The following is a 20,790-nucleotide window of genomic DNA, read 5'->3' on the forward strand; positions in this document are numbered from 1 at the left end:
GGGAGGGGGGTCGTGATGTCTGTCGTCGACAAGGTGGTCGGCGAGGACGGGGCAAACGACGACCTGGTCCTGCTCTTCCTCGACAATCTGGTGTGGCCAATCCTGATAGCGACGTTCGTCGCCTTCGCGTTCCTCCTCCCGGAATCGTTCTTCACTTCCGGGAACATCCGGTTCCTCTTGCTCTCGAGTGCGGCCCTCGGGATGCTGGCGCTCGGTGAGTCGATCTGTCTACTGAGCGGCCACTTCGACCTGTCGGTCGGATCGATCGCTGGGTTCTCCGCGATGATCACCGGGCTGTTCATGACCCAGTGGTTCCCCGGTGCGCCGGGGATCGTCGGGATCGCCGTGATACTCCTCGTCGGCGGAACCATCGGGCTACTGAACGGCGTCTCCGTCGCGTATCTGGGCGTGAATCCCTTCCTGCAGACGCTCGCCTTCTTCATCATCTTCCGCGGCGCGACGATCGCGGCGTCGACGTATCCGATCACCGAACTCCCGGAGTCGTATCTCTTCGTCGGGGGCGGTGATATCGTCTCCGGCGTCCCGTTCGCTGTCTTGATCCTGTTCGCCGCGTTCGCCCTGGTGGGCTTCGTCCTGAAGTACCAGCCGTTCGGGCTCTCGATCTACGCGGTCGGTGGTAACGAACAGGCCTCTCGTGAAGCGGGGATCAACACCAAGCGAGTCATCCTCTCGGTCTACGTGCTCTCGGGAATCTTCAGCGGCCTCGCCGGCCTGCTGTTCACCGGCTTCCTGGGGGCGGCGACGCCGTCGCTCGGGGAGAACCAGATGTTCCCCGCGTTCGCGGCTGCCATCATCGGGGGCATCAGTATCTTCGGTGGACGTGGGAACATCCTCGGCGCCCTCGGCGGCGTCCTGTTACTCGGCACCATCGAAGCCGGCCTGGTGATGCTGCAGGTCCAGCCGACGCTCATCCGGATGACCAACGGGGTCATCCTGCTCGTCGCCATCCTACTGTACACCGGGATCGAGAAGTACCGGAAAGCGAAGCTACAGGTCTGAGACGGCCGGGCCGAGCGCACGACTCCTTTTCGACCGCGCGAATCCGCTCGGCCTCGTCGACGAGACACCGCGAACTCGCGAGTCGGCCCGGTCTCGGTACTCGGACGTCGCCGATCCGAGCGCCGACGACAGGGCCACCACCTCCGACCGTACTATCGGGCCGGCAATGACACGTGTCTACAGAAACGAGAACTACAGAAACGTACGTCCACATATTAGGTCTATCCTCGAACTATACACACACTACCCAAAATTTAAATACCTGGCTGGTATCTACGCTCTGTGTATGGAAGATAGTCACAAGCGGCGCACCTTTCTGAAAGGTGTGGGTACTGCGGGCACGATCGTAGCGGCCGGGCTGGCCGGCTGTAGCGGCGAATCGGATTCCACTCCGACGGACGGAGAACAGAGCTCCGACGGCGGCTCGGGGTCGACCGTCGGCAGCACCGACTCCGGCGGTGACGGCGACTACACGATCGGGTTCCAGATCGGCGGGCTGCAGAACTCGTGGTTCACCGCGCTCGCTCGCGCGTCCGAGTGGTACGCCGACGAGCTCGGGGTCGAACTGAACATCGGAGACGGGGAGCTCGACCCGACGCGACAGGTGACCGTCGCCCGAAACCTCATCAACAGCGATATCGACGCTCTCGTGGTCAATCCCTTCGACTCGGAGGCCATGGCAGGGCCGGTCGAGGACGCCGCGGACCAGGGCATCCCCACGTTCAGCGTCGACTCGGTCGCGTCGAGTTCGGACCTCAACCTCTACACGGCGTTCGGGAACTACGAAGCGGGTCAGCGTGCGGCCGAGAACGCCGTGGCGCAACTGGAAGCGCAAAACGGTGCGCCCGAGGGGCGCCTCGTCGAGGTGATGATCCAACAGTCGGCGAAACTCGGCGTCGCCCGCCACGAGGGAACGGTGGCCGGCCTCGAACAGTACGACGACGTGGAGATCGCCGGGGAGATCATCACGAACAACACTCGCCAGGACACGACGACGAAGGTGACGAACTTCCTCCAGAGCGATTCCGACATCGACGGGTTCGTCTGCCACGCCATCACGACCGGCAACGGGACGCTCAACGCTCTCGACCGCCAGGACATGAAAGTCCCCAAGGGCGAGGACGGTCACAAGATCGTCTCCCAGATCGACGCCGGGTCGACGACGCTGACCGCCATCGACGACGGGTTCGTCGACGTCGCGATCGACCAGCCGGTCCACTTCTACGGCCCGATCACGCTCCACTACATCAAGGAGTACCTCGACGCGGGGAAAGACGAGAGCGTCCTCCCCGGTCCCGGTGACTCGGTCGAGAGCGACGCGATGTCGTTCGAGTCGTCGGCCGCACAGGACGCCACGGGCAAGGACATCTGGGCCGAGAACGTGTGGGCACCGGGAGAGGTACAGGAGACCGAGGACGTCGACGACGTGCCCTGGTTCCGCACGAACTCGGTGAGAGTCACCGAGGAGAACTTCGACGCGGACTACCTCTGGGGCAACTGGATCACCGACGTGGCCTGAACGGAACTATGTATCACGACCACACCACACGCTCCACCCACCATGTCTGACAACGACCAACCGATCGTCGAGATGCGAGGTATCGGGAAACGCTTCGGTCGGATCCGGGCGCTGAACGACGTCGACCTCGACATCCGAGACGGCGAGATTATGGGACTGGTCGGCGACAACGGTGCCGGCAAGTCAACTCTCGTCAAGACGCTCGTCGGCATCCACCAGCCCGACGAGGGGGAGATCCGGATCGACGGGGAGCGAGTCACCATCGACAGCCCCAAAGAGGCACAGGCTCACGGGATCGCCACCGTCTACCAGGACCTCGCACTGGTCGACCAGCAGACGGTCGACGCCAACATCTTCCTCGGTCGGACGAAGACCCGAAAGCTGGGCGGGCTGATCCCGGTGATCGACTGGAAAGGGATGCGCGAGGAAGCGGAGGCGACGCTACAGGACCGACTGAACTTCGACGTCCCGATCGACTCGAAGGTCGAGTTCCTCTCGGGCGGTGAGCGACAGGCGGTCGCGATCGGCCGGGCCCTGATCACGGATCCCGACCTGATCATCCTGGACGAGCCGACCTCGGCGCTCTCGGCCGACGCCGCAGAGCGCGTCACCGACCTGGTCAAGACGCTTCGCGACGAGGGGATCTCCGTGTTGCTGATCAGCCACTCCTTCGAGGAGATCTTCTCGCTCACCGACCGGCTCACGGTCCTCCACAACGGGGAGCGCGTCGGGACGGTCGAAAGTTCGAACGTGACCGAAGACGAGGTCGTCGAGATGATGATCGCCGGCAACCCGATCGACGAAGTGCGAACGGCACCGAACGACACCGCGACGAGCGCCGACTGAGAGCGCTACTCGGCTTCGACGAAGCTGAGGACGCGCTTGGGGTTCTCCTCGACGATCGCCTCGATAGCGGTCTCCGACACCCCTTCTGCACGGAGCCACGGAAGTACCTGCTCCGGGATGTACGCGTAGCCCTTCCCGCCGTACTTCGTCAGCTGCATCTTCGTGCAGACGTCGTGGCTGAACAGGAGTCGGTCCGCGTGGCCGGCGTCGACCAGTTCGACGACCGCGTCGACCCGAGTGGCGTCGGACGGGTACGCGTGGTCGTCGTCGGCCATGTACATGTCCCAGGCGTCCCACTCGTCGAACTCCAAGTACGCGCCCCGGTCGGCGATCCGCTCGTGCGTCGAGAGGTCCTGCATGGCGTCGTGGTCCTGATCCATGTGACTGACCACGACCCTCTCGAGTGGGAGCCCCTCCGCTTCGACGATGTCCAGCGCTTCGAGGGCAGCGGCCGGAGAGGGGTCGGGCCCGAACAGCGGCGGGTGGATGTTGAGCGACGCACCCGTCCGACGGGCCGCGGTCGCTCCCGCTCGCAGGACTTTCTCTTCCTGAGGGTGGATGGTCCCCGAGAGGCCGATCTCGCCGATCTGTCCGGCTCGAACGTCCGTCTCCGCGATCCCCGACCGGACGTCGTCGACGAACTCGGCTTCGAGTTCCTCGCGCGTCGAGTCGTCGACGTGGTCGGTGTGGGACGGGCGAGTGTAGTAGGCGGTCCCGTGGACGAACTGGATCCCGGTCGTCCGCGCGATCCGCCGGACCCGCTCCGGGTCGGCCCCGGCGCTCTTTGGCGTGACGTCGACTATCGTCGTCCCACCGGCGCGGTAGTACTGCTCGAGTTCCTCGATCGCCTCCTCCGTGGACTCGAGACGCATGTTGTCCTTGTTCTTCAGCGGGTTCGTGCGGACGTACCCCAGGTTTTCGAGTGTGACCGGCTCTCGCGCGAGCCGCTGGGCCTCGGGCTTCGTCGGTCGGGTGAACCACCCCGTCACCATGTCCAGGAAGACGTGTTCGTGGGTCATCACCATCCCCAGCTCGTCGGGATCGATACGTCCGGTAACAGTCACTACCGTGCCTGCGTCGGTCGGCATAGTCCCTCTTCGACGGGCGCTTCTAAGAAGCTACTGATGGGACACACGCCTGACAGTCGTGGCTCCGGGCGACGGACTGGCCGTCGTCCGCACGCGGCGGTGCGAGGGAGACGAGCCGCCGCGCCGACACTGCGACGGACGGCGACGCGCAACAAAGGCTAAAGGGGTGCCCGGTGCATCACTCACGCATGGGACAGCTCAACCCACGGTTCGACGGAGAGACAGTCGTCGTCACTGGTGCGGCGTCGGGTATCGGCCGGGAGATCGCCTTGCAGTTCGGGGCGGCCGGTGCGACGACTATCGTCGCCGACCTCCGTCCGGAACCGAAAGACGGTGACGTCCCGACTCACGAGGTCGTCCGCGACGAGGGCGGTGACGCCGAGTTCGTCCGGACCGACGTGACCGACGTCGACCAACTGGAGACGCTCGTGGCAGCGGCTCGCGAGTTCGGCGGCGTCGACGTCATGGTCAACAACGCCGGGATCATCGTCTCCGGATCGATCCGGGAGGTCGACCCGGAGACGTTCGACAGGATCCACGCGGTCAACGTCAGAGGTACCTTCTTCGGCACGCAGGTGGCGGCCAACGACATGATAGACCGCGACGACCCCGGGGTCGTCCTCAACACGGCCTCGATCAGCTCCGACCTCGCCCAGTACGACCAGGTCCAGTACGACGCCTCGAAGGGCGCGATCCGGATGATCACGCGGGGGTCGGCGCTCGAACTCGCCGAGCACGACATCCGCGTCAACGCCGTCGCTCCGGGTCAGATCGCGACGGAGATGACCGACGGCTGGGCAGACGAAGCCAGGGAGAAAGTCGCGAACGACGAACTCGTCAAGCCGGTCCCGCTCGGCCGAGCCGGCACGCCGGCGGATCTCGCCCCCGCGTATCTCTACCTGGCCAGCGAGCAGGCCGGGTACGTGACGGGCGAGATGCTCCAGGTCGACGGCGGCTGGCAAGTGTTCTGAAGCGGGTCCACGGCGGTCTGACGGGGAGAGGCCGGGAGCGCCGAGCCGAGTGGCGTCACGGAGACAGTTCGGCCTCGATAGCACCTGTGAGCACTTCGATCCCGATATCGACGCTCGTCTCGTCGACGTCGAACCTGGGCGTGTGGTGGCCGCTGGGATGGTCGGTCCCGACGACGACGTACGTCGACTGGCCGCCGTTCGCCGCGACGGCGTCCATGAGGTACGTCGCGTCCTCGCTCGCTCCGAACGCGCCGCGTCGACGGACCTCCTCGACGGCCGAGACGGACGTTGCAGCCTCGCAGACAACCGCCGCGAGGGCGGAGTCGCTGTCCACCCGCGGCGCTCTCCCGATCGTCTCGACGGATAGCTCGCAGCCGTGCATTCCCGCGGCGTGTTCGAGGACGCCGTCGACGCGTCGGTCGATCGCTTCGAGCACCGGGTTGGTCCCTGCACGCGCCTCGAGCTCGATCACCGCCCGCTCTGCGACGACGTTCGAAGCCCGACCGGCCTCGGCCCGGCCCACGTTCACACGCGTGAGCGCGTCCGCGTGTCGCGGGATCCCGTGGAGGTTCTCGACTGCCGTCGCCATCGCTCGTATGGCGTTCCTGCCGTCCTGTGGCGCCGCGCCCGCGTGTGCGGACTCGCCCGTGAACGTCGCCCGCCGTTGGCGGATCGCCAGGAACTCCTCGGCCCCGGCGACGACCGTCCCGGTCGGGTACCCGAAGCCGACGTGTACAGCGAACAGCGAGTCCACGTCGTCGACGTGGCCGGCTTCGACCATGGGGCACCCACCGCCGAGGACCTCTTCGGCCGGCTGGAAGAACACCTTCAGCGTCCCGTCGAACTCCCGGTTCGCCAGCTCCGCGAGCGTCCCGACCCCGATGGCCATGTGAGCGTCGTGACCGCAGGCGTGCATGACACCCTCCTCGGCGGATCGGAACCCATTCGCAGCGGGTTCGTGGTCGGCATCGGTCGGTTCCGCGACCGGCAGGGCGTCGATGTCGACGCGGAGGCCGACGACCGGACCGTCACCTCGCTCCAGTACGGCGACGAGCCCGGTCGTTCCACCCTCGACGGCGTCGAGGACGTCGTCACGAGCGCCCCGTTCGGCGGCCTTCTCGTGCCACTCGTCGAGGACTGCCTCGTCGGGCACGCCGAGCCGAGCCGCCGAGTCGATTGCGTCTTCGCCCACGTGGCACTCGTCGACGCCGACGGCCTCCACGAGGTCGACGAGGCGACTCGTCGTGCGGAACTCACACCACGACGGTTCCGGGTACTCGTGCAACCGGCGTCGGAGGTCGATCGCGTCTGGCAGGTCTTCTGACGTCATCGCAGATACGTCGAGTAGACTGTCTCGCGATATTTAATCGTTCGCTCCGTCCGGCGAACGGTCGGCGACACGCGGACTCCCCGCCCCCGGGAGAGTGACCGAAGGGTCCGGTCAGCCGGTCGGTGTCGCACCTGCCTCACGGTTCTCGTGCCCGACGGCGGGATCGGCGGGATATAGGTCGGTGGGGACCGACGCTCCGTTCACAGGTGAACACAGTGTGATTGTCCTCGCCACTGTCGCCATTCCAGTGGATCCGTTCCCAGTCATCAACGCGGTCGGCCTCGCGGCGTTCGCCTTCGTCGGAGCGACGAAGGCGATACGCGAACGCTTCGACCTCTTCGGGGTCGCCGTCGTCGGTCTCGTGACCGCGTTCGCGGGCGGGACGACGCGCGACCTGCTGGTGAATCGCGTCCCGCTCGCGCTCAGTTCACCGGTCGAGATCGCCGTCGGAACGTTCGGTGTGGTGGCGGCTGTGGGCGTCGGCGCCGTCGTCGAGTCGGCAAACGACCATCCCGTGACGGTCTCCGCGGACGCGGTCGGGCTCGCGTCGTTCGCGACCGCAGGCGCGATCGTCGCGACGAACGCGGAGATCGGCGGGTTCGGCGTCGTCGCGCTCGCGGTGGTCAACGCCGTCGGCGGCGGGGCGTTCGCGGACGTACTCCTCGATCGGTCCCCCTTCGTCTTGCTCGACGACTTCTACGCGAGTTGCGCGTTTCTGGGTGGTCTCGCCTACTGGCTCGCAGTCCAGCTCGGTGCGTCGGGAGAGCTCTCGGCTTTCCTCTGCGTGTCAGTTACGTTCGGGACCCGCGTCCTCGCCGTGAGGTACGGGTGGGAGGTGCCGACGGCCCAGACTCTCCGAACCGCGGACTGATTCCGGGTCGAGAGGCCGGCTGCCTCCGAGAGCGGACTCCCAACACGGGGCCGAACGTCGCGGTCGCCCGACCGGTTGCTCGGCGGTCTCGACGGCGGTCGGACGGAAAATGGCACGTCCATCCCGGAGTCCCGGGAGCGAGGCGGCGGCTACTGCCGGGTCGCCCACTCGAGCGCGTCGAGCCAGAACTCGTCGTAGGCGTCCCACTCGACCAGGTCGAGGCCCCACTGGATGCCGGGGTCGGACGTGTAAGTGACGACGCGTCCGTCGCCGTGTTCGGAGACGGCCAGGAGCGGGTTCCCGTCGACCGTGGCGAGCTCCGTCGCGCCGTCGCGCACGCCCGCGACCTCGTTGTACCCGTAGACGACCGGTAGCGAATCGTCGCCAACGGAGTCCAGTAGGGGATGGTCCGGCTCCTCGATCGTCACCGCCGCCCCCTCCGGACGCTCCACGCGGTCGTCGTAGATCGGTCGGATGTCGACGGGCAGCGTGTCGGCGACCGGCGTGCCGTGCCAGTTCCCGACGCCCTGGTAGCCCTGGAACGTCATCCAGCCGCCGCAGTACACCAGGCCGCCACCGTCCGCGACGAAGTCCCGGACGATTCGCAGGAGGTTCGGCCCGGGGATGCTGTCGGGGTGGAAGTGCGGTTCGAGGGTGCCGCGACTGAGGTCGCTGATGATCAGCGCGTCGTACTCCGCCAGTTCCTCGACGGACCGGGGAAAGTCCGTCATCGTGTCCGGGCCGTCGAGGAAGTCGACGGACAGGTCCGTCGCTTCCTCCAGCGTCTCGAGAAGCGGCTCGTAGTCCCGGATCTTCTGGTGAAACATCTTGAACGAGTCCGCACCGACGAAGTACTCGTTTGCCTGTAGCTTGTGGTCGCCGATGTACAGTACGTCCATCTACCGGAACCTCTGGACACTGCTATTTATATTTTGTGTCAGTCGATCTCACTCCCCCACGATCTCGGACGACGGCTTTCCCGCTCGCGGGAGATGGAGTGGTATCCGGGCGTTCGATCGGGGCGATTTCGCTACGTCGACGAGATCCCCGGCGAATGTGCCCGAGACGGGGATCTTCGACCGTTCGTCCGCAGCCGTCGAGCGATATTTTGGTATAGCCAAATGTGGTTTATGTGTTCACCAGCGGACGAGCTCGAATCGGCCAACAAACGGCTTTCTGACAGTTCCGACCGGAGAGTGCGTTTCGACGACGGCTCAGAGGAGTCGATAGACGTGCTCGGAGTACATCTGGCGAACGCGGTCGCCCCAGTCGTGGGTGTAGGTATCGATGACGTCCTGGGCGACGTCGCCCCGGAGGTACTTGACGATCCCGCGGTCGCCGGTGCGGTCGCGGAGATGCGTCGTGAAGAAGTGGCGGAAGTAGTGGGGTGTGACGTTCTCCTCGGCGCCGCCGCCGTCTCGATACCACCCCTGGTCGCGTGCGTGGTTCTCGACGATGTGGTGGACCATGTCCGGGGTGAGGCGTTTGCCCCACTCGTCGGTCGTGCTCACGAACAGGGGATCCGCCTCCGACCGCGGATCCGGTCGCACGGCCAGCCACTCGACGAGCACAGAGGCGAGCTCGTCGTCGACGGGGATCGTCGTCGCTCGCTTGCGTTTGTTCGACGCCGTCCGCCGCTGGCCGTTGTACTCCTCGCCCGCGCTCGGCGCGTCGTCGACGTAGATCGAATCGGGCTTGCCGTCCAGTTGCGGGCGATGGTCCCACTCGAACGGCGCCTCGGTCAGCGACAGGTCTCGTCTGTCGAGGTTACACAGTTCACCGGCCCGCACGCCCGTCTTCAGCAGTGTCATCACGACGGCTCTGTCCAGCGGATGGGTCACGTCGCCCACGAACGACCGCATCGCGGGGACCGTGATGTCGCGCCGCTCGGGGTCGACGTTGATCGACTCGTCGATCTCCTCCAGAACGAGCGCCATCGGATTCTCCTCGAAGGCCCCGACCTCGGTCATGTACCCGTAGAAGCGGTGGAGATAGGAGGCGTACGTGGCGACCGTGCTCTCGCCGACCGACCCGCGTAGCTGGTGGATCCAGGCCATGCAGTCCCGGTGGTTCGCCTCGTCGAGCCCGAGGGTACGCTCGGTCAGATACGCCTCGAACTCCCGCAGGACGCGCTCGTAAGCGTCTCTCGTCCGCCGGCTCTTGCCCTGGAACGTGATGTCGTCGAGGAAGTACGCGACAGGGTCCTCGGTGTCGGCCGACCCGCGTTCGACCTCACTCATCGATAGTGTACCCGCCGTTGCGCCCGCTGTAGGTGATCTGTCCCTCGGCCTGGAGCCGCTGGAGGGCGTCTTCTAGCCCCGCTTCGATGTCGTCGGTCACCGCCTCGAGCAGCTGGTCCCACGACAGGTAGTCGTCCGAACGCAACGCGTCGACCACCCTGTCTTCGAGGTCCGAGCCCTCGGAGTCGGCGCCCGAAGAAGCCCCGTTGGCGTCCGAGTCTGCGCTCACCTCGGTCCCGTCGGAACCGTCAGAACCCGTTGTTTCACCGCCGAAGCCCCGCCGACCTGCCTGGACCATCGTCCGCACGAACTCGCTGCGACTCATCCCGAGCGCCTCGGCGTGTTCGTCCCACTCCTCGCGTTGGTAGGCCGGGACGTACGTCCGCACCGCCGTCCGAGAGGTGTCTACGTCGGACTCTGCCATCGAATCCTCACTGTACTGCCACCAGTATCAATCTACCGCTACGTTCACTGATAAACGAGCTATTTTGCCGAATCTTCCGGAGAGCGACGGGTTCGTACACGTTCTCTCGATGAACCGAAGACGCCCACTCACAAATAACCGTACGCAGCGGACACGGCAGTCCGTGGGGTCGCTTCCACCCTCGGTCGGTGGACCGACGTGCTGGTCACTTCGGTACGAATTCGAATCGATATCGTACGGGGAATTCGAGAGATAGTTGACGTATCGTTGTCTTTCGCTTCCCCGTCCGGACCCTGCGGGTCGATAATGTCGCGATTACAATGGTCAGACACGCCGATAGTGCTACTGCGTATGTTCAGAAACTCGAACCACGGAGCTCGATCTTCCGAGGAGGTACTGTAGGGATGGTTTCCCAGGCGGAGAAGTGGTGGGAAGCGATCGGCGTCAGTGGCGCGATCATCCTGGGGTTGGTGCTGTTTTTCTTCCCCGAACCAGCGACGTCCGTGCTGGGAGTGATAATCATCGTGGCCGCTGCGTTCGTCTGGTTGGCAGTCGACATCAGACAGGAGCGGAGACACGAATCGGAGTTGCTGCGTGAGTCCTCGGCCGAGGAAGCGACCGACTGATCGACGCGCACTGTCCCTTTCACAGTGATCGAGCGAGAGACTCCGGTTGCCCCCTCCGACGGCGCTTGGTCGTGGGGCCCGTATCGCCCCGACTCCCCCTCGAGGTCGATGCTCACGTCCTCTATTCGGGACTGTGGATGCTACCTTGTGTATATCGACATGCGATGTACAGCGTACGACGTTCGAGACTGGGTCAGGCGCCTCGATAGATGTAAAGTCCGGTCCGAAAAGCTATCCCACCCAGGAAGCGGTACCACCTTGCAACGGGTCGCCTGCGGCCGTAGAATGGAAGATTCCGTTCGGGAGGTCACACACGTGGGTCTGAGAACCGTAAGTGACTCGTCCCGACGGCTATCGCCGCTGTGTCGGTGGCGAACTTCCGCCGTTGTTCATCGAATCGAGTTTCCACCGAAAGATTCGATCTCCACGGGAGCGTCGAATCCCGTTCCGACAGCACTGCGAAATTTTTCACTCCGGACACCTTCGTCCGACAGGTTGCTACCAGTACGTCCAGCGACGAGTCGCCGGCTTCGAAGCGCAGTGATACACTGCGCCACGAGCGCTCCGAATTGACAATCAGTACGTGATTCCGCCACCTCCGATAGTCGACTCCCTGACTGCGACCGGACGATGGCCGCCGGGGGTGGTGCGCCGTGACCGGTGCTACCCCTCTCGGCGAAAGGCCGTTCGACGGCTCACGTTCACGCAACCCCTGGGGGTAGCGCATGCGAGAACGCCCTCCCTCGCGGCACCCGCCAAATTTCGAGCGTTAGGGCCGAGAGCGGCGGATCTCGCACACGAAGCTGATCCACACTCGCGAGGACTTGGTTCGAACGCTGTTAGCCTTCGCGGACTGCCCTACTACTAAGAGTTGTGATAGTAATTTCAGGCCGACAAATTCCGAATTTGCGGCGATCATCCTCGCCCTCGAATCAGACACCGAATCACCGGAGAATTCCAAGTCGTGATCACATACTCCCGGATAAAGACCCTTATTTGTGAGTGACGGCTCACAATAGCGAGGAACTTCGTACTTTTAGTTGTGTATCTCGTCGAACAACGTCGTGAGTTATACACAGATACAACTAAAAATTGTTAATCGAGACCCAGACGGTTCGAGCTGCTCTCGGGGTGAGACGGTGCTACCGACGATCGGTCGAACGGCCCTCCACCCCTATCATTTCAGTGACTAGACAGGGCGGTCCGTGGAGCGAGGCTCGTACCGGTCAGTGACCGACTCACGGGCGCCGACGTCTCGGCTCCGAAGATCGATACCTTCTGGGCCCCGACGATCGCTCGGCGGGGATGCGACCACACTCGCCCAGATCGTCGACCCACTCGGTCGGCGATGAGACGACGACGGATCGTGACCGACCGAACGGCCCGAAACCCTACTCGGTGGTGAGTCCGTCGGGTCCGGCGGCCCCGACCGACCCTACACTCCCGTCGGACGGTGCGACCGCGGAGCGGAGGCGGCGGAACTCGGCGGCTGGCCGCTACCTGTCCACGGCGAGGGAATTCGCCGTTCAGGACAACCGTGAACCGATAGTCCCGGTGCTCCGGACCGACGGAACACGGTACTCTGGGCACAGCCGAATAGTACCGGCCGTGACGCCTGCCGCAGACGAACTCCGTCGACCCTGCTGTCGACGAACGCAGGGGCCGGGATACTCCCACGTGGCAGTGCACGAGACATTCTCTGGTGGGTGTTCCTCGAGTCTGACCTGTTAACTCCTCACGGGACTGCCCTGTACCACCGGATATCGTCGAGAGACTGCAGAGAGGTGGTGGTGGCTGGGAGTTCCGTAACGAGGCACGGGTCGGCCGGTCGATGCCCGGATCCGCCTCGCCCGACTCGGGAGCGGTCGCACCAACCGGGAGCGAACCGCTCTCCGCCGGGAGGGGTCCGTCGGGGCCCCCGACGCCTCACGACAAGGCGAACTACGTGACGCCTCGATCGAAGACCGGCAGCTACCGGGCGCGAGTACGACCTCTGACTTCGATCGTTCGTCGGGTTCCGGAAGTCGGTGCCTGGCGTCGACCGGTCCCCGGCGTCCGAGTGAACGAACGCAGCTGAACCCTCTGCGGCCGTGGCGTACTCGTCGAACACCGTGCCCGGTGGGCCGACCGCGAGTCCGACTCGGTCGCTCCTCCGACGAGACCGAACTCTGCGAGTCCCGACGAAGTGGTCGGGATTGGGTCGAGCCGACACCGACCACAGATGGCGCTTAGACGCCGCTCTGTCCCCGCTCGCAGCCACTTTCCGTCCGAACGGGGCGTTATGTGTTTCTCGGCCCGTCTACGCAGCAGCGACTCTGGGCGACGGTGTGTGCGCCCCCGCTCGACCCCTACGCAGTGTCGCCGTGGTCCGGGTCCGCGGACGCATCGAGCCTCGAGACGGGCGTTCCTCGAGCGAGTCGCCCCGTCCGAGTCGACGGGGAAATTCGACGACACGGGTGGCGTTCGAATAAACATTCAGTCTCACCTATCAGAACTCGGTGTTCGACGTGCTACCGGTAAACTACATGCTGCTATACGAAGTTCGACGGCCCCGCTCGAAACCGGTGACGAAACGACGCGCGAACGGGCCGCCGAAGCGGGAGCCGACAGCTCACGCTCGGGAACCGGTAGACTGAGGCGGCGGTGGACCGAGGGCGTGGTATGGACGAGCGGCTGCTTCGAGCGACGGCGAGCATCAGGGGCGCGGTCTGCTCTCCGGCAGGCACGACACTGACGATCCGCCGCGCCAGCGACGACGGATGGGAACTCCCAGGCGGCCGGATCAGAGAGGGCGAAGCCGTGACCGACTGCCTCCGTCGGGAGCTCACTGAGGAGGTCGCTATCGACGCGACCGTACGCGAACCGGTCCACGCGCACGCGTGGCGAAACGACGACGGCGACGACCGGCTGGCAGTCTACTATCACTGCAGTGCCGTCGAGATGGAGCCGCTACTGAGCGACGAACACACCGAGGCCGAGTGGGTCAGCGAGGCGGTAGCCCGCGAGCGGCTCTCGGCGCCGCAGACGACCGCCGTCGCGAGAGCGATACGCGCCGATCGCCGCGAACGGACGGAGTGACGAGCGAACCGATCCGCTCCGACCGGAGCGCAGTGCGATTGACTGTTTCGGTGGCGACTGTTCGAAGCGGTGGGGGTCGTACGCCGAAACCAACAGGTGCGGTCGGGAACGTTCGCGGTCACAGACGGCGAACATCTCTCCCGCCACCGAGTCGACGAGCGTCCCGTCGGGTCAGGCCCGGACGTAGCGAGGCGTCGCGTCGCTCGCGACATCGCAGGCGGCGAGCCACTCGCGGCATCCGAACAGGCAGCCGGTCCGGGACTGCTGGGTGACGACGGCGTTCCCCTCGGAGGAGTCGAGTTCGACGACTGAGCTCCGAACCGTCACCGTGAGAGCGCACATCGGGTCGTCCTCGACGGCTCGGGACGTAACTGGACCCGAATTGCACGGTGAGCGACTGGCCCGTATCGGGTAGGTTTATCTCCGCGTCCGCCGACTAACTCGTATGACCGCACTGGCCGTGGGGGTCGTCGGCGCCGGCTGGATGGCGACCGACTACCACGTCCCAGCCTTCTCAGACCACCCGCGGACGACCGTCGTCGGCTTCGCCGAACGGGACGACGCCCGCCGCGAGGAAGTCGCCGGGACGACCGGCCTCCCCGGGTACGCCGACGCCGCCGGGCTGTTGCGCGCCCACGACCTGGATATCCTCAGCATCTGCACGCCGCCGAGCACGCACGAACCGATCTTCCTCGACGCCGTCGCGGCGGGCTGTCACGTGCTCTGTGAGAAACCGCTGGCAACGACCGCCGCGAGCGCGCGTCGGATGGCCGAGGCGGCCGCGGAAGCCGGCGTCGTCACCCAGGTGGGATACCTCCACCGGTACTACGAGAACTACCGTCGCGCGCTCCGCCTGCTCAAGGAACACCTGCTCGGCGATATCGTCGAAGTGACCGTCGCCCACCACTCGGCACCGCCGACACAGGGCTGGTATTACGACCCGTCGCTGTCGGGCGGGGGCGTCGCTCGCGACCTCCTGCCCCACTCGCTGGACGTGCTGTTCGAAGTCCTCGGGGCGGACCCGACGGTCACCGACGCCTCCGTCCGGCACCTCCGCGACCGCGCGGTCGAAGACGCCGCGCGCGTCTCCCTAAAGTTCGACGGGGTGCCCGTTACCCTCTCGACGACCTGGACCCAGACCGAAGGGGTCTCGCGGTTCATGGTCGTCGGGACCGAGGGCTGGCTCGAACTCGACGCCGAGCGTCTGGCGGGCGACGTGTTCGGCCGGCCGTTCGCCTTCGAGGGGGGCCGACTCCCCATCGTCGACCTCGGGGTCGCCGACCTCTTCCCCGCGAACGACGAGGACGCTCACACCGCGCGGATCCACGACTTCGCCGACCACGCCGCCGCGGGCGACACCGACACCGCCGCGCCCGCGAGCCGTGGCGTCGCCGTCGCCGAGGTGATCGACTCCGTCTACGAGACGGCCGGCGTCGACTGGGAGACCGGATCCGACCGGGAGGCCGACCGATGAAAGTCCTCGTCACCGGCGCGACGGGGTTCATCGGGCTGAACCTCCTCCACGCCCTCGACGAGGGCGCGACCGGGGACGAGACGGTCGACCCGGTCGCGATGGTCAGGCCGTCCACCTCGACGGCTCGGCTCCCCGAGGGGACCGAAACTGTGGAGGGGGATCTGCGCGACCCCGACACGCTGCGGGCGGCGATGGTCGAGTCCGGCGCCGACGCGGTCGTCCACCTCGCGGCGGCAGTCTACGAGACCTCGGAGATGGCAGGCACCAACACTGCCGGGACCGAGAACCTCGTGGACGTGGCCGCCGCGGCGGATATCGACCGGTTCGTCTTCGTCTCGACCATCGGGGCACACCCGGACGTGCCCGCCGACGAGGGGTCGCCCTACCAGCGGTCGAAGGTCGAGTCCGAGGCGCTGCTGTTCGGCCGCGAGCACCCCTTCGCCGTCTCGGCGCTGTACCCGACGTACATCTTCGGGCCGCGCGATTACCGGCTGACCCGCTACGACGTGGTCCGGATCATCGCCGCCAACAGGGTGCTCGTCCCGCCGCTGTACACCCACGACGAGTACAACGTCGTCCACGTCGCCGACGTGGTCGACAGCCTCGTCCACTGCCTGACCGCCGATCGCGGTGACGCGGCCGGTCGCCACCTCGTCACCGGCCCGAACCTCTCGAACGGGCAGGTGTTGCGGACGATCGCCCGCCACGCGCCCGGGAGCAGCACCGTCGTCGGCGTCCCCTACGCGCTGACGCGCTGGGGGATCAAGCCGGCGATGGACCTGCTGTATCGCGTCGGTATCTCGCCGGTGCCCGGCGAGGGCTTCCTCGAACGCGGGGACTTCGGGACGGTCGCGCCGCCGCTGGAATCGCGGGCGCCGGTCGAACAGCGCTCGTGGGAGCGCGCGCTGGCGGACACCGTGGCCTGGTACGAACGGGTCGGGCTCCTCTGAGATGCGCGGTCGTGGCCCACGCGGGACGCTCGCGCCCCCGCGACTCCGCCGAACGATGAACCTCGCCCGCGCGAGCGGGCTGCTGTTCGTCGTCGAACTGGTCAACACCGCCCTCGGATTCCTCGGCACCGTCTACTTCGCCCGTGAACTCGGCGCGACGGCGCTGGGCGTGTTCTTCCTCTTCGAGGCGACGCTGTACACCATGGCGACGGTCGTCGACTTCGGCCTGCGCGGCGCCGTCGAGAAGCGCATCAGCGCCGGCGACGACCCCGCACGGATGTTCGGGGCCGCCCTCGCGCTGAAACTCGCGCTCATCGCCGTCGTCTCGACGGTCGTCCTCGCCGCTCGCGAGCCCCTGGCCGCCTACATCGGCGTCGACCTCGCGCTCGAACTCGTCGCGGTCGTCGCCGTCTTCGAGCTGTCGATGCTCGCCGTCCACGTCCTCCACGGCGAGCTCAGAGTCGCCCAGACCGCCGTCCTCCACTTCCTGCGCAGCCTCACCTTCGTCGTCGTCGCCGTCGCGCTCCTCCGGCTGGACTACGGCGTTCGCGCGCTCGTCTACGGCCTGCTCGTGAGCTACGGCCTCCTGCTCGTGACGGCGACGTTCCGGCTGGAGACGCCGCTCGCGATGCCCGGCCGTCGGCATCTCCGCTCGCTGTACGACTACGCGAAGTTCAACGGGATCTGGGGGCTCGGCGGTCACGTCTACAACTGGATGGACGTGATCGTCATCGGCCTCTTTCTCTCCCAGGCCGCGGTCGGCGCCTACGAACTCGCCTGGCGGCTGACGACGACGGCGATCATGTTCAGCACCGTCTTCGCCCGCGCACTCTTTCCCCAGCTGTCCGCCTTCGAGGCAGACGGCGCCACCGAGAAGCTCTCGGCGCTCGTCTCCGACTCGCTGACGACATCGCTGTTGCTCATCCTTCCCTCGGTCGTCGGCATCGCGCTGCTCTCGCGGGAACTGCTCGGCGTGATCTTCGGGCCCGAGTACGTGATCGCCGCCGGCGCGTTCGTGATCCTCGTCGTCGAGAAGCTCCCGCAGGCGGTGAACCTCGTCCTCGACAAGGGCATCCAGGCGTTCGACCGACCGAAGTACGGGGCCATCGCGACCGTCGTCTCGCTGTCGATGAACGTCGCGCTCAACCTCGCGCTGGTGCCTCGCCTGGGGCTCGAAGGCGCGGCGCTCGCGACACTGCTGTCGGTCGTCGTCAACACGGCGATCCTCGCGTACTTCTTCCGGCGGCTCCTGCCCGTCCGATTCCCGGTCGCGGACGTGGCCTGGTGTTCGCTGGCCGCGCTCGTCATGGGCGGGGCCATCGTCGCCGTACTGCGCGTCGTCGTCGTCGACACCGCGGTCGGCCTGGTGGCGGTCGTCGCCGTCTCGGCTGCCGTCTACGGCGCGGGCGTGCTCGCCTCGCCGTCGCTGCGGGAGAAAGTACTCGGCGGGGTCCGCGGCGCGGTGGGGTAGTCCCCGCGTCTGTCGGTCGTCGCCGTCAGGCCGACGCGATCCGATAGACGACGCCGTCGGTCTGCGAGAGCGGATCCTCCGCCAGCGCCGCGCGCGTCCCGAGGACGTAGCTGTCGCCGTCGGCCACACCCAGCGAGAGGACCTGGATGTCCAGCCGGTCGCGGTCGGCGAACTGAATCTCCTGGACCGGCCACTGTCCCGACCCGGAGGGGTCGGCGGCGAGCAATCGACCGGCCGGCTCCTCGAAGGAACTCGTGAAGGCGCCGAACAGATACGAGTCGGCGACGGCCGACACCGACCCGGTGTGGACGTGGCCGCCGATGACGGCGAACCCGACCGCCCGGTCGTCGGCGAAGTGCGGGAACTCCAGCACCGGGTCGACCAGCGCCTCGCCGCGCTCGGACTCGTCGACGCAGCCCTCGTCGCTGCTGGTCCCCGTCTGGGGGTCGTGGCAGTGCAGCCCCTCCCGCAACGGCCAGCCGTAGTTGGCGCCGCGTTCGATAACGTTCACCTCCTCCCACTCGGCCTGACCGACGTCACCGACGATCAGTCGGTCGCCGCTGAAGGCCATCTTCCAGGGGTTGCGCAGTCCCCACGCGTAGTACTCGTCTCGACCCTCCGCCCCGACGAGCGGGTTGTCCTGGGGGATCCCGTACGGTCGTTCGCCGCCGTCGAGGTCCTCGCCCCGTCCCACCGGCAGTGCGTCGGGCGAGCCGCCGTCCACGTCGATCCGGAAGATCCCGCCCTTGAGCTCGCCCGTGATGTCTTGGCCGTTGAACGGATTGAGTCCGTCCCCGAGCGCCCCGTAGAGGTAACCGTCCAGCCCGAACTCGATCGTCCCCGCCTGGTGGATCGGGCGGGCCCAGGGCAGGTCCATCAGGACCCGCTCGGTGCCGGGGTCGACGCGTTCACCGTCGTCGTCGGCGGTGAACTCCGAGAGCCGCTCGCGGTGGTCGAGCTCCTCGTCGTCGCTCGGGGCGCTGTAGCGGACGTACAGTCGACGGTTCTCCGCGAACGCGGGGTGGAAGGCGATCCCCAGCAGGCCCCGCTCGTCGTAGGAGACCCAGTTCGGCAGCCCCTCGCCGACCGCGACCAGCCGGTCGGTCAGGTCGAGGAACGGCTCTGCTCGCAGGTCGTCGCCTTCTATGACGTGGACCGTCCCGACCTGGTCGAGGACGAACCGCCTGTCGGTCCCGTCGTCGGCGGTCACGAGCGCGCTGGGCGAGACCAGTCCCGTCGCGACTTCCTCCAGTCGCACGGTCGGTCCCGGTTCGAAGTACGGCTCCGGCGCGTCGGTCGCCGGCACGTCCGTCGCCGGTGCGTCGGGTGGCGCGGTTCCATCCGGTGTCTCGGTGTCGTCCCCGCTCCCACCGCTTCGGCCAGCGAGCGAACAGCCAGCGAGGGCGCCGGCGACACCCGTCACCGCGATAGTCCGCAGCAGAGACCGCCGTGTTCGGCTTCCGACCTCGTCGTCCACCGGCACGTCTCGTGAATCCATACTGTCCTGACGCAGTACGTAGATATAACCGTTGCCAGCGGACAGCCGCGAGACACCCCGAGAGACCCGTTCGCCCCTGGATCGTGATCGATAGGTCGGAGATCGGTCGGATCGGCGTCGTATCCGGTTCTGTGCGTGACACTGTCGGGATAGGCAAAGCTATACTCCAGTCAGTCGTACCGTATACATGGATTGTGACGCGGATGGAGGCCGGATATGCGAACAGTGATACTCGCAGCGGGGCGGGGCGGTCGGCTCGGTCCGCTGACGGAGCTGCGACCGAAACCGATGCTCCCGGTGGCCAACCGGCCGATCCTCGAATCGGTCGTCGAGACCGCCATCGAGGCCGGGACCGACGAGATCGTTCTCGTGGTCGGCTACCGCCGGGACCGCATCCAGGACCACTTCGGCGACGGCGACGACTGGGGCGTACCGGTCCGCTACGTCGTCCAGGAGCACCAGCTCGGCGCCGCACACGCGCTCTCGCTCGCCGAATCGGCCGTCGACGGACCGTTCCTCGCGCTGCACGGCGACCGCCCGGTCGACGGGGACCTGCTCGCGCGTTTGACCGACCGCTACGAGGCGAGCGGCCGGCCGACCGTCGCGGCCGCGCGCTCGCGGCGACCCACGGAGTACGGCGCGGTCGAACTCGACGGCGAGGCGGTCGTCGGCGTCTCCGCCGAGCCGACCGCCGACCCACCGTTCCTCGTCAACGCCGGGGCCTACGTCTTCGACGAGCGCGTGTTCGACGCGGTCGAGGCGTCCGACTCGGACACTCGGGGCGACCTCGACCTCGGGATGGCGACGGCGCTGCAGTCGCTCGCCGACGACGGCCTGCTGACGGCGGTGGTCCACGGCGGCTCGTGGCAAGACGTGACCTACCCCTGGGACCTGTTGTCGGCCAACGCCGCGCGGCTCCGGGACGGCGGGAGTACCGACGTTCCCGACGGTGTCCACGAGACGGCCGCGGTGTCCGGCGACGCGGCGCTGGCGGAGACCGTCTCGGTCGGCTCGCACGTGTCGGTCCTGCCGGGGACGGCGCTCGGCCGGAACGTCCGCGTCGGCTCGAACGTCACCCTCTCGAACTGTATCGTGCTCCCAGGTGCGGAGATCGGGCACGGGGCGGTCCTCTCGGACTGCGTCGTCGGCGAATCAGCCTCCGTCGGACCGAACGTCACCGTCGAGGGGGGCGACGCCGACGTGGTCGTCGACGGGCGCGTCCACGAGGACGTGCGACTGGGCGGCGTGCTCGGCGACCGCGCGACGCTCCGGGGTAACGTGACCGTCCGCCCGGGGACGACCGTCGGCTGTGACGTGCGGGCGGACGCGGGGACGGTCCTCGACGGTCGGATCGACTCGCGAGAGACGGTGCGGAGGGGATAAT

At 66.8% G+C, this 20,790-nt stretch carries 18 protein-coding genes; 11 read left to right on the plus strand and 7 right to left on the minus strand.

Annotated features, from left to right (window positions below; all coding sequences use genetic code 11):
• The first annotated feature begins 15 nt into the window (after window positions 1-15).
• The 3 genes from I7X12_RS19220 (at window position 16) to I7X12_RS19230 (ending at window position 3,385) form a co-directional block, all read left to right on the plus strand.
• Window positions 16-1,020 carry an ABC transporter permease gene (locus I7X12_RS19220; RefSeq protein WP_198061624.1) on the plus strand — a complete coding sequence of 335 codons (1,005 nt, stop codon included), beginning with the start codon at window positions 16-18 and terminating at the stop codon, window positions 1,018-1,020.
• 286 nt (window positions 1,021-1,306) lie between these two features.
• Complete coding sequence (locus I7X12_RS19225; protein WP_198061625.1) at window positions 1,307-2,539, plus strand: sugar ABC transporter substrate-binding protein; 1,233 nt, start codon at window positions 1,307-1,309, stop codon at window positions 2,537-2,539.
• 42 nt (window positions 2,540-2,581) lie between these two features.
• The gene (locus I7X12_RS19230; protein ID WP_198061626.1) at window positions 2,582-3,385 is read left to right on the plus strand and encodes an ATP-binding cassette domain-containing protein; all 804 of its coding nucleotides are present in this window, start codon (window positions 2,582-2,584) and stop codon (window positions 3,383-3,385) included.
• Between the two features lie 5 nt (window positions 3,386-3,390).
• Here I7X12_RS19230 and I7X12_RS19235 read toward each other — a convergent pair whose 3' ends face one another.
• The gene (locus I7X12_RS19235; RefSeq protein ID WP_198061627.1) at window positions 3,391-4,473 is read right to left on the minus strand and encodes a phosphotriesterase family protein; all 1,083 of its coding nucleotides are present in this window, start codon (window positions 4,471-4,473) and stop codon (window positions 3,391-3,393) included.
• A 188-nt stretch (window positions 4,474-4,661) separates the two neighbouring features.
• Here I7X12_RS19235 and I7X12_RS19240 point away from each other — a divergent pair, with 188 nt between their 5' ends.
• Complete coding sequence (locus I7X12_RS19240) at window positions 4,662-5,444, plus strand: SDR family NAD(P)-dependent oxidoreductase (RefSeq protein ID WP_198061628.1); 783 nt, start codon at window positions 4,662-4,664, stop codon at window positions 5,442-5,444.
• 55 nt (window positions 5,445-5,499) lie between these two features.
• Here the strand turns inward: I7X12_RS19240 and I7X12_RS19245 are convergent, their stop codons facing one another.
• Window positions 5,500-6,774 (minus strand): amidohydrolase, encoded by a 1,275-nt coding sequence (locus tag I7X12_RS19245; protein WP_198061629.1) that lies wholly within the window; start codon window positions 6,772-6,774, stop codon window positions 5,500-5,502.
• 247 nt (window positions 6,775-7,021) lie between these two features.
• On the opposite strand from I7X12_RS19245, the gene I7X12_RS19250 reads away from it, so the two are divergent.
• Window positions 7,022-7,645 (plus strand): trimeric intracellular cation channel family protein, encoded by a 624-nt coding sequence (locus I7X12_RS19250; RefSeq protein ID WP_232342926.1) that lies wholly within the window; start codon window positions 7,022-7,024, stop codon window positions 7,643-7,645.
• Window positions 7,646-7,794: 149 nt separating this feature from the next.
• Here the strand turns inward: I7X12_RS19250 and I7X12_RS19255 are convergent, their stop codons facing one another.
• The 3 genes from I7X12_RS19255 to I7X12_RS19265 form a co-directional block, all read right to left on the minus strand.
• Window positions 7,795-8,544 carry a glutamine amidotransferase gene (locus I7X12_RS19255; RefSeq protein ID WP_198061630.1) on the minus strand — a complete coding sequence of 250 codons (750 nt, stop codon included), beginning with the start codon at window positions 8,542-8,544 and terminating at the stop codon, window positions 7,795-7,797.
• A gap of 315 nt (window positions 8,545-8,859) precedes the next feature.
• On the minus strand, window positions 8,860-9,885 hold the full coding sequence (locus I7X12_RS19260) for a tyrosine-type recombinase/integrase (RefSeq protein ID WP_198061631.1): 1,026 nt from the start codon (window positions 9,883-9,885) through the stop codon (window positions 8,860-8,862).
• Window positions 9,878-10,309: a DUF5805 domain-containing protein gene (locus I7X12_RS19265; protein WP_198061632.1), complete on the minus strand. Its 432-nt coding sequence runs from the start codon at window positions 10,307-10,309 to the stop codon at window positions 9,878-9,880. The genes I7X12_RS19260 and I7X12_RS19265 overlap by 8 nt, the downstream gene beginning before the upstream one ends.
• A gap of 404 nt (window positions 10,310-10,713) precedes the next feature.
• Here I7X12_RS19265 and I7X12_RS19270 point away from each other — a divergent pair, with 404 nt between their 5' ends.
• Together I7X12_RS19270 and I7X12_RS19275 are read left to right on the plus strand one after the other, a co-directional pair.
• A complete protein-coding gene (locus I7X12_RS19270) occupies window positions 10,714-10,935 on the plus strand; it encodes a hypothetical protein (RefSeq protein WP_198063948.1) in 222 nt (73 codons plus the stop codon).
• 2,661 nt (window positions 10,936-13,596) lie between these two features.
• On the plus strand, window positions 13,597-14,013 hold the full coding sequence (locus I7X12_RS19275; protein WP_198061633.1) for an NUDIX domain-containing protein: 417 nt from the start codon (window positions 13,597-13,599) through the stop codon (window positions 14,011-14,013).
• Between the two features lie 171 nt (window positions 14,014-14,184).
• Here the strand turns inward: I7X12_RS19275 and I7X12_RS19280 are convergent, their stop codons facing one another.
• Window positions 14,185-14,355: a hypothetical protein gene (locus tag I7X12_RS19280; protein ID WP_198061634.1), complete on the minus strand. Its 171-nt coding sequence runs from the start codon at window positions 14,353-14,355 to the stop codon at window positions 14,185-14,187.
• Window positions 14,356-14,458: 103 nt separating this feature from the next.
• On the opposite strand from I7X12_RS19280, the gene I7X12_RS19285 reads away from it, so the two are divergent.
• Genes I7X12_RS19285 through I7X12_RS19295 form a run of 3 tightly spaced genes read left to right on the plus strand, consistent with a single transcriptional unit; the run spans window position 14,459 to window position 17,908 of the window.
• Window positions 14,459-15,487, plus strand: coding sequence for a Gfo/Idh/MocA family protein (locus tag I7X12_RS19285; protein WP_198061635.1), 1,029 nt, complete (start codon window positions 14,459-14,461; stop codon window positions 15,485-15,487).
• Window positions 15,484-16,437 (plus strand): NAD-dependent epimerase/dehydratase family protein, encoded by a 954-nt coding sequence (locus I7X12_RS19290; protein WP_198061636.1) that lies wholly within the window; start codon window positions 15,484-15,486, stop codon window positions 16,435-16,437. The genes I7X12_RS19285 and I7X12_RS19290 overlap by 4 nt, the downstream gene beginning before the upstream one ends.
• A 55-nt stretch (window positions 16,438-16,492) precedes the next feature.
• Window positions 16,493-17,908: an oligosaccharide flippase family protein gene (locus tag I7X12_RS19295; protein ID WP_198061637.1), complete on the plus strand. Its 1,416-nt coding sequence runs from the start codon at window positions 16,493-16,495 to the stop codon at window positions 17,906-17,908.
• Between the two features lie 25 nt (window positions 17,909-17,933).
• Here I7X12_RS19295 and I7X12_RS19300 read toward each other — a convergent pair whose 3' ends face one another.
• The gene (locus I7X12_RS19300; RefSeq protein ID WP_232342927.1) at window positions 17,934-19,406 is read right to left on the minus strand and encodes a PQQ-dependent sugar dehydrogenase; all 1,473 of its coding nucleotides are present in this window, start codon (window positions 19,404-19,406) and stop codon (window positions 17,934-17,936) included.
• 216 nt (window positions 19,407-19,622) lie between these two features.
• On the opposite strand from I7X12_RS19300, the gene I7X12_RS19305 reads away from it, so the two are divergent.
• A complete protein-coding gene (locus I7X12_RS19305; RefSeq protein WP_198061638.1) occupies window positions 19,623-20,789 on the plus strand; it encodes a sugar phosphate nucleotidyltransferase in 1,167 nt (388 codons plus the stop codon).
• Window position 20,790 lies beyond the last annotated feature (1 nt).

The organism is Halosimplex litoreum, from assembly GCF_016065055.1.
GTDB classification, from domain to species: Archaea; Halobacteriota; Halobacteria; order Halobacteriales; family Haloarculaceae; genus Halosimplex; species Halosimplex litoreum.

Bases quoted from the DNA above. Each gene is read 5' to 3' on its own strand.
- I7X12_RS19290 (WP_198061636.1), top strand. From the start codon at position 15,484: ATGAAAGTCCTCGTCACCGGCGCGACGGGGTTCATCGGGCTGAACCTC.
- I7X12_RS19300 (WP_232342927.1), bottom strand. From the start codon at position 19,406: ATGGATTCACGAGACGTGCCGGTGGACGACGAGGTCGGAAGCCGAACA.
- I7X12_RS19220 (WP_198061624.1), top strand. From the start codon at position 16: ATGTCTGTCGTCGACAAGGTGGTCGGCGAGGACGGGGCAAACGACGAC.
- I7X12_RS19245 (WP_198061629.1), bottom strand. From the start codon at position 6,774: ATGACGTCAGAAGACCTGCCAGACGCGATCGACCTCCGACGCCGGTTG.
- I7X12_RS19240 (WP_198061628.1), top strand. From the start codon at position 4,662: ATGGGACAGCTCAACCCACGGTTCGACGGAGAGACAGTCGTCGTCACT.
- I7X12_RS19285 (WP_198061635.1), top strand. From the start codon at position 14,459: ATGACCGCACTGGCCGTGGGGGTCGTCGGCGCCGGCTGGATGGCGACC.
- I7X12_RS19305 (WP_198061638.1), top strand. From the start codon at position 19,623: ATGCGAACAGTGATACTCGCAGCGGGGCGGGGCGGTCGGCTCGGTCCG.
- I7X12_RS19265 (WP_198061632.1), bottom strand. From the start codon at position 10,309: ATGGCAGAGTCCGACGTAGACACCTCTCGGACGGCGGTGCGGACGTAC.
- I7X12_RS19225 (WP_198061625.1), top strand. From the start codon at position 1,307: ATGGAAGATAGTCACAAGCGGCGCACCTTTCTGAAAGGTGTGGGTACT.
- I7X12_RS19255 (WP_198061630.1), bottom strand. From the start codon at position 8,544: ATGGACGTACTGTACATCGGCGACCACAAGCTACAGGCAAACGAGTAC.
- I7X12_RS19260 (WP_198061631.1), bottom strand. From the start codon at position 9,885: ATGAGTGAGGTCGAACGCGGGTCGGCCGACACCGAGGACCCTGTCGCG.
- I7X12_RS19235 (WP_198061627.1), bottom strand. From the start codon at position 4,473: ATGCCGACCGACGCAGGCACGGTAGTGACTGTTACCGGACGTATCGAT.
- I7X12_RS19275 (WP_198061633.1), top strand. From the start codon at position 13,597: ATGGACGAGCGGCTGCTTCGAGCGACGGCGAGCATCAGGGGCGCGGTC.
- I7X12_RS19270 (WP_198063948.1), top strand. From the start codon at position 10,714: ATGGTTTCCCAGGCGGAGAAGTGGTGGGAAGCGATCGGCGTCAGTGGC.
- I7X12_RS19295 (WP_198061637.1), top strand. From the start codon at position 16,493: ATGAACCTCGCCCGCGCGAGCGGGCTGCTGTTCGTCGTCGAACTGGTC.
- I7X12_RS19230 (WP_198061626.1), top strand. From the start codon at position 2,582: ATGTCTGACAACGACCAACCGATCGTCGAGATGCGAGGTATCGGGAAA.
- I7X12_RS19280 (WP_198061634.1), bottom strand. From the start codon at position 14,355: ATGTGCGCTCTCACGGTGACGGTTCGGAGCTCAGTCGTCGAACTCGAC.